Source organism: Gemmatimonadaceae bacterium, from assembly GCA_020846935.1.
Classification (GTDB): domain Bacteria; phylum Gemmatimonadota; class Gemmatimonadetes; order Gemmatimonadales; family Gemmatimonadaceae; genus RBC101.
Genome location: JADLCY010000015.1, coordinates 154,140 through 169,001 on the forward strand (window position 1 = coordinate 154,140; position 14,862 = coordinate 169,001).

Below are 14,862 nucleotides of genomic sequence, written 5' to 3' on the forward strand. Positions count from 1 at the left end.
CCGTGACGGGATGGCCGGAAGTGTCACGGAGATCACAGGCGAGGGAAACCTACAGCGTTTCCAGAGAGTGCACAGGTCCGGAAGTATCCGGTTGGTCACGGCACTCCGTCAGCCCGTCCGCCTGTCGGTTCGTCGCGTCAACTCGACCGCGGTCGGTCTACGAACAGGTGATAGACCGGGATCCCGAGCAGCAGGACCACGAAGATGCCGAGCGTCCAGTAGCGCGTCCCGGGATCGAGTAACCCGTTCGCCAGCAAGTAGATGACCGACAGGAGGAAGATCGCCGGCACCCACGGGTACCCGGGGGTCCGGAACGACGGCGTGTACCCCGGACGCGCCCGAAGCTTGTACACGGCCGCGACGCCCCCGGCGTAAAACGGCAGCATCGCGAACACGAACGCGTCGGCGAGCTTCTCGAATTCGATGAACAGCACGAACGTCATGCCGAGGAGTGCGACGAACGCGATCGCGGCATACGGCGTCTGGTACTTCGGGTGCACCTTCGCGATCGCACGCGGCAACATGCCGTCTTCCGCCGCGGCAAACAGGATTCGCGGACTCGTAAGGAGGACGGCGTTGAGCGTGCCGAACGTCGAGGCCATCACGGTGATCGCCACGAACGACACGCCGGCCTGCCCCATCAGCTTCTGCGCCACGTCGGCCGCCACGAGGCGCGACTCGCGCATCTCATTGATCGGGAGCACAGCCAGGTAGGCCACGTTGGCGAGCACGAATACGGCGATGATCGCCAGCGTCCCGTAGATCAGCGCGCGCGGCATGTTGCGCTGCGGATCCTTGACCTCGCCGGCGATATACGAGAGGTCCATCCAGCCGTCGTACGCCCACAACAGGGAGACGAGTGCGGCGCCGTACGCCGTCACCGGCACGACTTCCTGCGGCATGGCCGGCGTGAAATTTCCGCCGGTCTGCGACAGTCCGAGCGTCAGGGCCAGGATGATCAGGAGGGCGAGGCCGCCGGTCTTGGCGATGGTTGTCACGTTCACGACCGCCGCGCCCATCTTGACGCCCCGGATATTGAACGCGGCCGTGAGCACAATCGCCACGGCCGCGGTATATCGCGCCCAGCTGTCGTACGGCGCCACGGTCGGGTCGTACCCGAAGACGCGCCAGAAGTACTGCGCGAAGGTGATGGAGATCGCGCCTAACGCGGCGCCGCGCACCACGGTGAGCTGCGCCCATCCGAACAGGAACGCGGGCAACCGCCCCCATCCGACCTTGAGGAAAGCATAGATCCCCCCGGTCTTTGGCACTTCGCTGGCCACCTCGGCCAGCGTCAGCGCTCCACACAGTGAGATCAGTCCGCCGATCACCCACAGGCTGAGCAGCGGAAAGGGGCCAGGCACCCGGTCGGCGATGCCGGCCGGCGAACGGAAGATCCCGGAGCCGATGGCGGAACCGACGACGACCGCCACGGCGCTCCAGAGGCCGAGGCGTCGCGGGAGGCTGTCTGGCGAAGGTGAGGTCATGGCGGCCAATGGTAGCCTGACGCGGCCGATCTGTCAGGTGCGGTCGGTTGAATACCCTGGTCGCAACGGCGAGCTTTCCCGGGTGCGGCGCTGCCGTGTGCGCCTGCCCTACCTGACGCTCGTGCTCTCGTCGACGCTCACCATTCCGCTCTTTGCCATCGCCGCCGTGATCGCGGTGGTCGGGCAGATCTTCATCCTCCGCGACGCACTGGCGGGCCGAACGCCGGCCGCATCGAACACGCCGGCCGGTCGGGCACGCGAGATCATCTGGATCGCGCTCCCGGCGCTCACCCTGGCGCTGCTCCTCGTCGCAACCTGGCGCGCGATTCCACCTCGCGCCCCCGTTTTCACGCCGACCTCGAACCCCGGCATTCCCGCGACCCCACCGGCCGCTCGAATGCCCACCGCGGGCGCCTGACGATGGCCCAACCCATCGCCGGACCCGACGCCGAACCCGGCGTGCTCCGCGACTTCATCGCGCTCACGAAGCCGCGCATCATCTCGCTGCTGCTGCTGACGACCATCGGACCGATGTTCGTCGCCGGCACGCCGAGCGCGCTCGATGTGCTGCTCGTTGCCCTCGGCGGCTACCTGATGGCTGGCGGAGCGAACGCGGTGAACATGTACGTCGACCGCGATATCGATGATCGCATGTCGCGCACGCGCCTTCGCCCGATCCCCAGCGGTCGCATGGGACCACGCGCCGTGCTCGCGTTTGGCATCGCGCTGGCCACCGGCGCCACGTGGCTCCTCGGGCGATTCATCAACCCGCTGACCGCCGCCCTCGCGCTCGGCGGGTTCTACTTCTACGTGGTCATCTACACGCGCTGGCTCAAGCGGACCACGCCGCAGAACATCGTGATCGGCGGCGCGGCCGGCGCGTTCCCGCCCCTCGTCGGATGGGCCGCGGTCACCGGTCGCATCGACCTCACGGCGATCTACCTGTTCCTCATCGTGTTCTTCTGGACCCCGCCGCACTTCTGGGCGCTGGCGCTGCTCAAGCAGAAGGATTACGGACGGGCCGGCGTGCCGATGGCGCCACTCGTGTGGGGCGAACGCGAGACCATGGACCAGATGTTGTGGTACACGCTGATCCTGCTCGCGCTGACGGTCCTTCCGGTTACCTACGGCGCCTTTGGCCTCATGTATCTGGCCGCGGCGCTCGTGCTCGGCGGCATCCTGCTCGTCGGTGTGCTGCGCATGCGCAACACGCCAAACTGGACGCAGCGAGCGTGGTGGGTGTACAAGTATTCGCTGTTGTACCTCGCGCTGCTCTTTGTCGCGATGGTTGTCGATGGTGCGCTGACCTGACGTGAGCACGCCCTTCGCCGAAGACGAGTTCCTCACCCTGCGTGTCGGTGGCGATGCCGCCACGCCGGAGCGCCTGCTGCTCATCGGCCGACCGCGCGACGGGCGGGTCCGCATCCGGGAATGGACGTCCAACACGCTCAACACGGCGGGAGCAGACCACGACCTGCCGGCCGCCGAGTTGCTCGCCGGGATCGAACAGGCCTACGCGTCGCGCCGACCGGTGAGCGAAGAGATGTACCGCATCCGGAGCTGGCTCGGCGCCTGACCGCCCGCACGCGAACGCGCGGACATTTCCGCCGCGGTCTGGCGGCACTGCGTTCGCGACGCGCACCGGGGCGCATGCGAAATGGTCCTGGCTGCGATCCCGGACCGGACAGCGCGAGGTGGCGAGAGGTGGGTGAGTTGACGATGAACCGCGTTACTCTCGCCCCTGTTGCGGCGGCGACGGCGGCGAACCCTTCAGCTGGAGCGCCGACGCGTCGCGACGTAGATCACCACCCCTGCCCCTAACAGGCCGCAACCGAGGAGTGACATCCCGGGCGCCGCGATGAAGGCGCTGGCGACGCCGCCCGCCGCCGCGACCACAAAGAGGCCCGGAACCAGCGGATAGCCGGGCACACGATATGGACGCTCCAGGTGCGGCTCGGTCCGGCGCAGCACAAAGACACTCGCGGCCCCAAGGCCGAAGAAGATCCAGTCGGCGAACACCACGCCACTCAACAGATCCCCGATCCGGCCGCGACTCCCGATGAGCAGCACCAGGGACCACGCGCCCAGCAGCAGGATCGAGACCCACGGGGTGCCCAGTCGCGGATGCACGTGACCGGCCATGGCGACGAACAAACCGTCGACCGCCAGCGCGTACGGCAGTCGCGAGTTGGAGATGATCGCAACATTCACGAAACCCAGAATCGACAACATCGCCGCCAGCGCGATGAACGTCGCGCCCACCGGCCCCACCATGCGTCGCATCGCATCGGCCGCCACCGCGCTGCTCGCCGCCAGGCCATCGCGGCCGAGCGTATGCAGGTACACCGCGTTTGCGCCAAGGTAAATCGCGACCACGATCGCCACGCCGACCACGAGCGCGCGTGGAATGCTGCGCTGCGGATCGCGGATCTCGCCCGCCACCATGTTCATCTGCTGCCAGCCACCGATGGTGAACAGTACGGCGACAAACGCCGCGGCCGCCCCGGCCACCAGTGACTCGCGGGGCGCCGGGGCACCGGGCACGGGCAGCGGATCGGCCACCGCGGCCCATGCGACCAACCCACCGCACACCAGCACGGCCAGCGCCACGATCTTGGCCGTCGTGAGCACGTTCTGGAGGACGAGCCCCGGCCGAAGGCCCAACACGTTGGTGAGGGTGAGCACGGCGATCGTCCCTGCGGCCGCACCCAGCTGGCCGCCGACAGCCTCGAGGTCCACGAACTGCGCGAGGTAGCCGGCGAACCCCATCGACACCGCCGCAATCGCCCCCGACGCGATGCTCATCAGCGCCATCCATCCATAGAGAAAGGCTGGCAGCGACCCGAACGCCCGTCGGATGTACACGTACGGGCCGCCGGCGTCTGGCAGCATGGCGCCGAGTTCGGCGTAGGTGAGCGCACCCGCAAAGGCGAGGACTCCGCCAAGCACCCACACACCCATGATCCATCCGCCACTCGGCAGCGCGCGCGCCACCTCGGCCGGCGTGAAGAAGATCCCGCTCCCGATGATCCCTCCTACCACCATCAGGGCAGCGGACCCCGCCCCCAGCGAGCGGCGAAGGTTCCGCGGCGCGGACTCCCGGTCGGTCATCCGGCCAAGGTGCGGCCGGCCGGCGTCAGGGGGAAGGACCGGGCACGGACGCCGTTGCCATGGCGGTGGGCTTCACCGTGACAGTGGAGCTGACGTCGGCCGAGCGTGAGTCCGAGGTGCCGCGGCTCCGACCGATCAGAGGATGATCAGCTCGGCCTGGATCTCGCGCGGGGTGATGAGCAGGTCGCGTCCCTGGATGAAACCGTTGACCTCGGTGCGCATGCCGAGCTCGCCGCGCAGGTAGATCCCCGGCTCGATGGAGAAGCCGACGCCATCGATGAGGGTGCGCAGGTCACGCGTCTCGAGGTTGTCCAGATTTGGCCCCGAGCCGTGGACCTCACGCGCGTCGATGGAATGCCCGGTGCGATGCGTGAAGACGTCACCGTATCCGCGGCCGGTGATCACCGCGCGCGCCGCGTCATCTGCCGCGGCGCCACTCACCGCATCTCCGGCGGCAAGACGCTCCCGAATGTAGGTGACGGCGGCGTCACGGGCATCGCGAATGGCCAGCCAGATCTCCCGGGCGCGCTCGCTCGGCGCGCCAAGCACTGCCATCCAGGTCTGGTCGGCGTAAACGCCGCCTGGCTCGCGGGCCCACAGGTCGATCAGCACGATGTTGCCCGAGGTGATGAGCTGCGGGTGGTCGGCGGAGGGCTCGTAGTGCGGATCCGCTGCGTTGGCGCCGACCGACACGTTGGGCGGCGAGTAGGTCTCGAGCCCCGCGCGCGCGAAGCCCTCGAGGATCCGCGACTGGACTTCGTGCTCATGCACGGGCGCGCCGCGTCGAGCCTCATCGCCCGCGAACGCGAACGCCTCGTGCGCGATGCGACGGAGGTGCTCGGCGGCGCGCTCGTGTGACGCGAGTTGCTCCGGGCTCCAGGTGGCATTGAAGCGCGAGACGAGGTCGGCCGAGGACACGACCGTGGCGCCCATGCCGCGAATCATCTCCAGCATCCCGGCCGGCACCCGGTCGACGAAGGGCACAGCGTTGCCCGGCGAGTACTCCATGGCGATGCGCCGGCCCCCAACGATCTGCTGCAGGAGTTCCTCGAGTGTGGTCCAGGCACTGTAGCGCTCCCGACGCCACGCGGCCGGCCAGGCGTGCCACACGGTCTGCTCGATGTGGTGGGTGATGGCCACCGGCACGCCCTCGGCCGGTACATAGACAAAGACCCGCCGCGACAGGAAGGCATCGAGCCCGATCACCTGCAGGGCGATCGGGTTGAGGCCGCGGAACTCGAAGAGGAGCCACCCATCGAGGCCGGCGTCCCTGAGGGCCTGCTGGACGGCCGGCAGGCTCGTCGGAGTCAGCGTTGGCATGCGTTACTCCGACCTGGGGGACGGTTTCCACTCGGCGCGCCACTGGCACGAGCCCTCGCCGCGCACCGCGCACCGGACGTGCTCCACCGCCCCGCTGCTGTTCACCATCAGCCGCAGCAGCTCCTTGAGCCCCGCTTCGTAGTACGTGCAACCTGTCGAGCGCGCCGCGGCGTCGGCGGTCACCGGGGACGGCACCTCGAGGTAGACCATCGCGCCTACACGCGAAATGCGCCCATTGAGGTAACGATGCGCGAGGCGGCGCGTATTGCGCAGAGCGATCGGTCGCGCCAGGATCGACGGCAGCAGCAACATTACGCGGCGGCTGACGCCGTTGATCGTGCGGTAGGATTCCACCGCCAGATGGCGCCCGGCCGCGCGGAATACCGCCTCGGCGTCCGGTCGTCGGCCCAGCAGTCGGGCGAGCCCCGTGGCCTCCTCGAACGACGTGCGCTGGCCCCGGCGCACCGCCTCCGAGAACCGCTTGATCTGGTTGTAGATCGTGTCGCTCAGGCCCAGGCGCTTGTTGCGCAGGTCGCTCACGAGCTCCGCCTCGAAGTCCTCTACCGGGGTATCGACGTTGCGGACCGCCTCGAGGAACGACAGGGGGAGCAGGGGGTCGACCGTATCGGACATAGCGTGCGTGCGAAGCTAACGGCCGCTCACGGGGGCTTCAAGTTGATTCCACCCCCGCTGCCGACACATCGTTGGCGTCATGCACGCCCTGCCCTCGTGACACTGCCCGAACGCCTCGCCGCCGGCGCGGGATTCGCGGCCCTGATCACGCTCACCGCGCGCCGTGCGCGCCTGCTCACCACGGGTGGCGCTCTGGCCGCGTTCGTGAGCGGCACCGTTGCGACCGCGGCCGGTTGGACCTGGGCGGCTGCCCTGTTGACGTTCTTCACCACCTCGGTGTTGCTGTCGCGCTGGAGGCGCCAGGCCAGGGTGGCGCGCACGGCCGACGTGGTGGAGAAGTCGGGTGCCCGCGATGCGTGGCAGGTCGGGGCCAACGGTGGCGTCTTCGCTGCGTTTGGCGCGGCGAGCCTCGTCATTGACCATCCCGTGGTGCAGGTGGCGGGGCTCGGGGCCATCGCGGCGTCGACGGCGGATACGTGGGCGACCGAGATCGGGACGGCCATCGGCGGCACGCCACGCTCGATCACCGGGTTCCGGCAGGTCGCACCGGGCACATCGGGCGGTATCAGCGGGGTCGGCACGCTCGCGATGTTCGGCGGCGCCGCGGCGATGGGAACGGTCGCCGTCGTTGTCGGGTTTGAGGCTCGTGTGGCGCTGGCGATCGCTGCCGGCGGCGTGAGTGGCGCCGTCGCAGACACGCTGCTCGGCGCCACCCTGCAGGCGCGGCGCTGGTGCCCGGCCTGCGGATGCACCACCGAACAATCTGTCCACCGCTGCGGCGCAGCATCCACGCGGGCCGGGGGAATGGCCGCCATGACCAACGACACCGTGAACCTCGTGAGTACACTCGTGGGAGCCGTGGTCGCCGCGTGGGTCGCTTCGCTCCGATGATCGAGGGCACGTGAGCGATCGCCGGCACGCGGAAGTCATCGTCGTTGGGGCCGGCCCGGCCGGTGCGGCAACCGCAACCTTCCTCGCCCGCAACGGTATCGAGGTCACCCTCGTCGATCGCGCGCGATTTCCGCGCGACAAGCCGTGCGCCGAGTACCTCAGCCCGCAGGCCACGCGGCTGCTCGATGAACTCGGTGCGCTTTCGGCGATCGAGGCCGCGGGCCCGGCGCAGCTCACCGGCATGCGTGTCACCGCACCCGATGGCACCGCGTTCCTCGGCGAGTTTGCGGCGCGTCACGGGTTTCGCGGCTTTCGCGATCGCGGGCTGGCGCTGCGACGCACCGTCCTCGATGCCATCCTGGTCGACCGGGCGCGTGAAGCCGGCGCGCAGATCCAGGAAGGGGTCGCGGTCCGGGACCTCGTGCGTGACGGAGCGGCCGTGCGCGGCGTGGTCGTCACCGGGGACGCGCACACGACGACGCTGCGGGCGCCGCTCGTCATCGGTGCCGACGGCCTGCGCAGCGTGGTATCACGGCGGCTGGGCCTCGCGCGCCAGGGGCGGTGGCCACGCCGCTATGCCGTGGTCACGCACTACACAGGTGTTGCTGGCATCGGCCCGCAAGGCGAGATGCACGTGTTTGCCGATGGGTACGCCGGGCTGGCCGACGTGGGACACGGCGTCACCAACGTGGCCGTCGTCGTGCCTGCGTCGCTGGCCCGCGACCTGTCCGGCGATCCCTCGGCGTTTCTCGAACGCTGGCTCGACGGTCACGCCGCGCTCAACGCGCGGTTCGCCAGCGCACAGCGCGTGTCACCGGTGGTCGTGACCGGACCGTTCAACCAGCGGGCGGCCCGCGCGTGGGCCCCCGGTGCCGCGCTCGTTGGCGACGCTGCCGACTTCTTTGATCCCTTCACGGGGGAAGGAATCTACGCCGCGCTCCGCGGCGCGGAGTTGCTCGCACCGTACGCCTTCGAAGTCGCGCGCAACCACGCCGACGCCCGCCGCGCCGCGGTGGCCCTCGCCGCCTGGGACCGCGCGCGCCGCGACGAGTTCCGCGGCAAAGCGCGCGTGGAGCGACTCGTGGGCGCCGCGGTCGGTGCGCCGGCGATCTTCACACACGTGGCGCACTCGCTGGCGCGACGACGCGATATGGCCGACCTTCTGGTGGGCGTCGCCGGTGACTTCGTGCCACCTGATCGCGTGCTCCGTCCTGGGTTCCTTTTCCGACTCCTCGTTCCCGGCCGCGCGCCCGACCGCGCCGGCGACGACGCACCATCGTCGCACCCGGCATGACCCCATCCGAGTCGCAGCAGTTCTTGTCGCCCGATCGATTCCGGGAGCTGATGAGTCGCTTCGCCAGCGGCGTCACCATTCTCACGACCCTCGACGACCGCGACCGCCCGCACGGCATGACCGTGAGCGCATTCTCCTCGCTTTCGCTCGTTCCTCCGCTCGTGCTCGTCTGCGTTGACCGCAGTGCGACCATGCTCGACGTGCTCGATCGCGCGACGTATTTCGCGGTGAGCGTGCTGTCCGAATCGCAGGTCGCGCTCTCGCGCCGCTTCTCGCTCGAGGAGATGGAACTCCGCTTCGAGGGCGTCGCCCACTCGTCAGGCATCAGCGGGGTGCCCCGGATCGACGGCGCCCTCATGGTGGTCGAGTGTCGTCGGCGCGAACGCTTCGATGCCGGGGATCACGCGATCTTCGTCGGCGAAGTGATCGGCGGATCGCACGACCCCGAAGGCCGCCCGCTGGTGCACTGGAGCGGAACCTACGGCCGCATGGAGCGCTGAGCCCGCACGCATGTTCGCCCCCGCTCGCCGGCGCGGCCACGAGATTCTCGATGCGCCCGACGTGCCGGAGACGCTGCGTCGTCGCTCGCACCGGGACATCGCCATCTCGAACCGCTGGCTCGGCGGGTCGCGCGCGCTCTCGCATGCCCTGCGCGCCGCCTTCGAGCCCTTTCGCGGGACCTCGCTTTCGCTGCTCGACGTCGGGAGTGGATCGGGCGAGAACCTCGACCTCGCGCACCGCGTCGCGGCACGATCGTCGACCGACATCCGATCGGTTGCGCTCGACGTAGACGAACGATTGGCGCGAGTCTGCGGGAGCCGCGGGAGCGGCGTCTGTGGCTCGGCGCTCGCCCTCCCCTTTGCCGATCGCGCGATCGACGTCGTTGTGTGTTCGCTCCTCGTGCATCACTTCAGCGGCGACGACCTCACCCGCGTCGTGCGCGAGCTGCATCGCGTCGCCAGATACCGCGTCATCATCCACGACCTGCGCCGCTCGTGGGTGGCGGCCGGCGGGCTCTGGCTCGCCTCGTTCCCGCTGGGCTTCCATCCGGTGAGCCGGCACGATGGCGTCACCTCGGTCCTGCGCGGCTTCACGGAACGCGAACTCGAACGGCTCGTCACAGACGCCACCGGGACGCGACCGATGGTCACGCGCCGACTCGGCTATCGGCTCATAGCGAGCTGGGCCGGGGAACGCCCCGCCGCCGAACAGGGTTCTACCTGACGCCCCCCGGCACCCAACATTTCATTAGCCGACACGTTGCGAGATCCGTATCCGATCGGCCCCATGCCGGTGGGGCGAACCATGGAGACAGTCGACGTCCAGCGCGTCCGCGCGGACGTCCGCACGGTCTTCGACGTCGCGCGCGAGGTGGAGCGTTGGCCCGAACACCTTGCGCACTATCGGTTCGTGCGTTTCCGCGAGCGCGCGCGCGATGATGGCGGGCTCGTGGAGATGAGCGCGAACCGCCCGTTCGGTGCGCTGAACTGGCCCACGTGGTGGCTCTCGGAGATGTCGGTGGACATGATGAGGCCTGCCATTCGGTTTCGGCACGTCGGCGGCATCACCACCGGCATGGACGTGGAGTGGGCCTTTGCATCCGAGGGGGACGACACGCTCGTGACGCTCCTTCACGTGTGGAATGGCCCGGGCTGGCCCGTCATCGGGCGCCTGGCCGCCTCGCAGGTGATCGGTCCGATATTCGTTCACGGGATCGCGAGCCGAACCCTGGCCGGTCTTGCCGCCGTAGCCGAGGGCCGTGGATCAGGCGTGTCGCGCGCGACGGGCGTCGGCGCATGACGAGACGCCGAGTAGTGGTCACGGGGATCGGGGCGATCACGCCGATCGGCACGACGCGCGATGGCTTGTGGACGGGGTTGCGGGCCCAGCGCAGCGCCGTGGGCCCGATCACCCGTTTCGACCCGTCGATCTTTCGATCGCACATTGCCGCCGAAGTGCCGGACTTCTCCGCGTCGGACTTCATCGAGGCGCGCCGCGCGCGCCGGCTGGATCGCTTCGGCCAGTTTTCCGTGGCCGCGTCGCGGCTCGCGCTCAACGATGCCGGGATCGACCTCGCCGCCGAAGACCGCGATCGCATCGGTGCCATGATGGGGACCGCGTTAGGCGGCGTCGGATACGCGGAACAGCAGCTCGGGGTCTTTCTCCGTGACGGACTCCGCGCGGTGGATGCCATGCTGGCGCTCACCGTGTTCGGCGGGGCGGCGAGCTGCAACATCGCCATCGAGTTCGGCGTACACGGCCCCAACTCGACCAATGCGATGAGCTGCGCCTCCGGCACCATTGCGATCGGCGAGGCGTTCCGGCAGGTCAGGGACGGGTACGCCGACGTCATGATCTGCGGTGGCGCCGAAGCCCCGCTGGCGCCACTCTGTTTTGGCGCGTTTTCGCTGATCCGGGCCATGTCCACGCGCAACGACGACCCGGCCTCGGCCTCGCGCCCGTTCGACAGGGACCGCGACGGGTTCGTGATGGGTGAGGGGGCGGCGGTGCTCATCCTCGAAGCGCGCGATCGCGCGATTGCCCGCGGCGCTCCCGTGTACGCGGAAATGCTCGGCTTCGGCATGACCAACGATGCGCACCACATGACCGCGCCGCGACCGGATGGCGTGCAGGCCGCCCGCGCCATGCAGCTCGCGCTCGACGATGCGCACGCCGCACCGGGCGAGATCGACTACGTGAACGCCCACGGCTCGTCCACGCCGCTCAACGACCCCACCGAGACCCTCGCCATCAAGGCCACACTGGGCGAGCACGCGGGCGCGATCCCCGTGTCAGGCACCAAGGGGTACTACGGTCATGCGTTAGGCGCGTCGGGCGCGATCGAGGCGGCGATCTGCGCCCTCGCCCTCGACCGGGAGTGGCTCCCTCCGACGGTCAACCTTCGCTCGGCCGACCCAGGGTGCGACCTGGATTTCGTCCCGGGGAACGGCCGCCCGGCGCGCATCACGCAGCTGATCTCCAACTCGTTCGGCTTTGGCGGCATCAACGCAGCGCTCGTGATGCGCCGTTCCGACCAGGGCGGCAGCTGACCCTCCATCTGGTCCGACCGCACAGGTCGGCGTAGCTTCGCCGGCCACCCGCCCACTGAGGCCTGCATGGTCACCCATCGTCGCGCCGCAATCTCGGAGTTCATCGGCACGTTCGCCATCGTGTTCGTCGGCAGCGGATCGCTGATGATGTCCTCCCATTCCGGGAGCCAGGCGTCGCTGCTGGCCGCCGGGATCGCCTACGCGATGACACTGGCCGGCGTGATCGCGGCGCTCGCTGCCGTGTCCGCGCACTTCAATCCCGCGCTCACCGCGGCCTTTGTGCTCACACGACGCACGAAGCCGATGGACGGCGCGGTGAAAGTCGCCGCACAGCTCGCCGGCGCCATCTCGGGCGCCTACCTGCTGGCAGCCACCTTTCCCCCCGAGGTGGCCCAGGCCACGCGGCTCGGCGGTACGCAGTTCTCGCTCGACGTGTCCCTCGCCAGCGGGATCGCCCTCGAAGCCGTGACCACCGCGATGCTCGCTATCACGGTCTGCGGGCTCGGGGCCATCGGCGCGAGGCCGCCCATCGTCGGTGTCGTCGTCGGATTCATCGTCGGCGCCCTGATCCTGTGCATCGGGCCGCTCACCGGTGCCTCGCTCAACCCCGCGCGCTCGTTAGGCCCGGCACTGGCTTCGGGAATCTGGGAGGGCCACCTCGCCTACTGGATCGGCCCCATCATCGGCGCCATCGGCGGAACGCTGCTCTGGGACTTTGGGCTGGCAGAGCGCGCGGCGGCCCCGGTAGCCGTCCCGGTGCCCGACGCGGACACCAGCGTCAGGCACGGAAAGCGCAAGTAACAACGCACGTACAGAGGAAATCTGGCGCGCACCCTCCCTTTCGCGCGCATCGGCAGGCGGTCACGCCGGCTGATCACCGGTGGCCCGCCTCGAGCTGAACGGCCTGTGCCGTTGCCGGAGGCGCTCCTCGCGGAATCTCCTTTGTCCTTGCCGCTGAATCCGGCAAGTTCAGGAGCACCTCTGCCTGCTGAATGACGTTTGGTGACGCTGCGGCAGGTCTGAGCGCCGCTCTTGTCGTCGTGCGTCTACGGTCCCGTTTCCAGGTACGTCACCCGATAGCGCTCGATGCACTCGATGACCACCTGCATCGCCACGTCGCTTTTCTCCCACCCCACGATCTGCATGCGCTTGCCTTCCAGATCCTTGTAGATCTGGAAGAAGTGCTCGACCTCGCTCAGGTAATGCTGCGGCAGGTCGGCGATGTCGAACCACTCCTGGTGCAACGGATCGGCCGCCGGTACGGCGAGGATCTTGTCGTCCGGCTCGCCGCGATCGAGCATCTTGAGCACGCCGATCGGCCGCGAGGCGATCTGACAACCCGTAAACGTCGGCTCGTCGATGCGCACGATGATGTCGAGCGGGTCGCCGTCTTCGTGCAGCGTGCGCGGAATGAACCCGTAGTCACCAGGGTAGTGGACCGCCGAGTACAGCACGCGATCCAGCTTGAAGAAGCCGCTCTCCTTGTCGAGTTCGTACTTGTTGCGGCTGCCGCGCGGGATCTCGATGACCGCGGTCACTTCGTCGGGGGGATGGTGACCGGGCTGGAGGTCGCGCCAGGGATGGATCATGAATTCTGGAGAGTTTGTCGGACGGCGACGGGATGTGCCGCGCGTGCAGAAACATAGCGACTCCCCGGCTCCGATCGGCACGCCTCTCCGTGCCGTCCACGGCAACAGCCGTCAGCTGGGTCGACCACCCTCGCGCGCAACGAGCGGCAGCGCTCGGGGCAGCGGTGATCCATGCGCCGGAGCCGATCACCCGCGCGCACAACAGTGTCAACGGCGTTTCGGTGGGTTGATCATCGCGCGCAGCCAGCGGCAACAGCCATCAGCCCCCGCACGCTCATTCGCGCGCGCTCGCCAGGCAACGACCGCCAGCCAGCCCGACTGCTCCGCGTGTACCCTGACCGCGACCGCTACTCGGCCAGGCGCGCGCCCGAAGCGACGTCGAACAGGTGAATCCTCGCCGAAGCCACCTGCACTTCGACGGCATCGCCCACCAGCACCACGCGCCTGTCGCGCGCTGATGCGCGCGCCAGCAGCGTTGCGCCCTTCTCCCCGACTCGACGCCCCACCGCTACATGCACCAGCAGGTCGCTCCCGAGCGTCTCCACATAGTCCACGACGCCGTTCACGCGATTCGCGCTGCGCTCGACCGTCGGCTCGACGACCTCGAGGTCTTCGGCGCGCACTCCGAGTTCGACCTCGATGGCCCCCAGTCGGGCGCTGGCCGCTCCGCTGCCCTGCCATGAAACGACGGTGTCAGGCGCCGCGTGCAGCCGCACACCACCCGCGACCGGATCGATCGTGCCCCGGGCGAAGTTCATGCCCGGTGTCCCGATGAAGCCCGCGGTGAACCGATCGGCCGGGTGATCGTAGAGGCGGCGCGGGGTGTCGACTTGCAGCAGCCTGCCCTCGCGCATGACCGCGATGCGCTGGCCCAGGGTCATGGCCTCGACCTGATCGTGGGTGACGTAGATCATGGTCGTGCCGAGCGTGCGGTGCAGCGCGGCCAGCTCGCGGCGCATCTGGGCCCGGAGGCCGGCGTCGAGGTTGGACAGCGGCTCATCGAAGAGGAACACCGCCGGCTCGCGCACGATGGCCCGACCGAGGGCCACGCGTTGCCGCTGGCCTCCGGAGAGCTGACGCGGTTTGCGATCCAGCAGGGCCTCCAGGCCGAGCATGGTGGCGGCGCGCGACACCCGATCCTGGATCCGGGAGCGGGGCTGTTTCTGGAGGGTGAGGGCGAATGCCATGTTCTCGCGCACCGTCATGTGCGGATACAGGGCATAGCTCTGGAAGACCATGGCGACATCCCGGGCACTGGGCGCAACGTCCGTCACTCGGCGATCTCCGATCCAGATGTCCCCTCGCGTGGGGGTTTCGAGGCCGGCAATGAGGCGGAGGGTCGTGCTCTTGCCGCACCCGGAGGGTCCGACGAGGACCAGGAATTCGCCGTCGGCCACGTCGAAGGAGACGTCGTTCACGGCCGGCGAAGCCTTGCTGGCCGCGTATATTCTGGAAACGTTTTCAGCGCGAACGCGCGCCATTCTGCC

Annotated in this window: 16 protein-coding genes; 10 read left to right on the top strand and 6 right to left on the bottom strand. The window is 69.0% G+C overall.

All coding sequences use genetic code 11. The annotated features are described in order from the left end of the window. Positions 1–137: 137 nt before the first annotated feature. Positions 138–1,487, bottom strand: a complete 1,350-nt coding sequence (locus IT361_18715; GenBank protein ID MCC6319710.1) for an amino acid permease — start codon at positions 1,485–1,487, stop codon at positions 138–140. Positions 1,488–1,569: 82 nt separating this feature from the next. On the opposite strand from IT361_18715, the gene IT361_18720 reads away from it, so the two are divergent. Genes IT361_18720 through IT361_18730 form a run of 3 tightly spaced genes read left to right on the top strand, consistent with a single transcriptional unit; the run spans position 1,570 to position 3,063 of the window. Next, positions 1,570–1,905, top strand: coding sequence for a hypothetical protein (locus IT361_18720; protein ID MCC6319711.1), 336 nt, complete (start codon positions 1,570–1,572; stop codon positions 1,903–1,905). Between the two features lie 2 nt (positions 1,906–1,907). Further along, positions 1,908–2,798 carry a protoheme IX farnesyltransferase gene (locus IT361_18725; protein MCC6319712.1) on the top strand — a complete coding sequence of 297 codons (891 nt, stop codon included), beginning with the start codon at positions 1,908–1,910 and terminating at the stop codon, positions 2,796–2,798. Between the two features lies 1 nt (position 2,799). After that, positions 2,800–3,063 carry a hypothetical protein gene (locus IT361_18730; protein MCC6319713.1) on the top strand — a complete coding sequence of 88 codons (264 nt, stop codon included), beginning with the start codon at positions 2,800–2,802 and terminating at the stop codon, positions 3,061–3,063. A gap of 194 nt (positions 3,064–3,257) precedes the next feature. Here IT361_18730 and IT361_18735 read toward each other — a convergent pair whose 3' ends face one another. The 3 genes from IT361_18735 to IT361_18745 all read right to left on the bottom strand — a co-directional run bounded on the left by IT361_18735 (position 3,258) and on the right by IT361_18745 (position 6,551). Then, the gene (locus tag IT361_18735) at positions 3,258–4,598 is read right to left on the bottom strand and encodes an amino acid permease (GenBank protein ID MCC6319714.1); all 1,341 of its coding nucleotides are present in this window, start codon (positions 4,596–4,598) and stop codon (positions 3,258–3,260) included. A 135-nt stretch (positions 4,599–4,733) separates the two neighbouring features. Next, positions 4,734–5,918 (bottom strand): aminopeptidase P family protein, encoded by a 1,185-nt coding sequence (locus IT361_18740; GenBank protein MCC6319715.1) that lies wholly within the window; start codon positions 5,916–5,918, stop codon positions 4,734–4,736. A 3-nt stretch (positions 5,919–5,921) separates the two neighbouring features. Next, complete coding sequence (locus IT361_18745; protein MCC6319716.1) at positions 5,922–6,551, bottom strand: hypothetical protein; 630 nt, start codon at positions 6,549–6,551, stop codon at positions 5,922–5,924. A gap of 96 nt (positions 6,552–6,647) precedes the next feature. Between IT361_18745 and IT361_18750 the strand changes: the two genes are divergently transcribed. From IT361_18750 to IT361_18780, 7 genes are all read left to right on the top strand, one after another. Continuing rightward, on the top strand, positions 6,648–7,442 hold the full coding sequence (locus tag IT361_18750) for a DUF92 domain-containing protein (protein ID MCC6319717.1): 795 nt from the start codon (positions 6,648–6,650) through the stop codon (positions 7,440–7,442). 10 nt (positions 7,443–7,452) lie between these two features. Then, entirely contained in the window at positions 7,453–8,736 is a 1,284-nt protein-coding gene (locus tag IT361_18755) for an NAD(P)/FAD-dependent oxidoreductase (GenBank protein ID MCC6319718.1), read from the top strand. Further along, positions 8,733–9,236, top strand: coding sequence for a flavin reductase family protein (locus IT361_18760; GenBank protein MCC6319719.1), 504 nt, complete (start codon positions 8,733–8,735; stop codon positions 9,234–9,236). The genes IT361_18755 and IT361_18760 overlap by 4 nt, the downstream gene beginning before the upstream one ends. A 10-nt stretch (positions 9,237–9,246) precedes the next feature. Continuing rightward, on the top strand, positions 9,247–9,960 hold the full coding sequence (locus IT361_18765; protein MCC6319720.1) for a methyltransferase domain-containing protein: 714 nt from the start codon (positions 9,247–9,249) through the stop codon (positions 9,958–9,960). A gap of 81 nt (positions 9,961–10,041) precedes the next feature. Then, complete coding sequence (locus IT361_18770) at positions 10,042–10,536, top strand: hypothetical protein (protein MCC6319721.1); 495 nt, start codon at positions 10,042–10,044, stop codon at positions 10,534–10,536. Further along, entirely contained in the window at positions 10,533–11,786 is a 1,254-nt protein-coding gene (gene fabF, locus IT361_18775; GenBank protein MCC6319722.1) for a beta-ketoacyl-ACP synthase II, read from the top strand. Before IT361_18770 ends, fabF begins: the two co-directional genes overlap by 4 nt. A 66-nt stretch (positions 11,787–11,852) precedes the next feature. Then, entirely contained in the window at positions 11,853–12,587 is a 735-nt protein-coding gene (locus IT361_18780) for an aquaporin (protein MCC6319723.1), read from the top strand. 245 nt (positions 12,588–12,832) lie between these two features. Here IT361_18780 and IT361_18785 read toward each other — a convergent pair whose 3' ends face one another. After that, positions 12,833–13,375, bottom strand: a complete 543-nt coding sequence (locus tag IT361_18785; GenBank protein ID MCC6319724.1) for an inorganic diphosphatase — start codon at positions 13,373–13,375, stop codon at positions 12,833–12,835. 347 nt (positions 13,376–13,722) lie between these two features. Then, positions 13,723–14,856 carry an ABC transporter ATP-binding protein gene (locus tag IT361_18790; GenBank protein ID MCC6319725.1) on the bottom strand — a complete coding sequence of 378 codons (1,134 nt, stop codon included), beginning with the start codon at positions 14,854–14,856 and terminating at the stop codon, positions 13,723–13,725. Positions 14,857–14,862 lie beyond the last annotated feature (6 nt).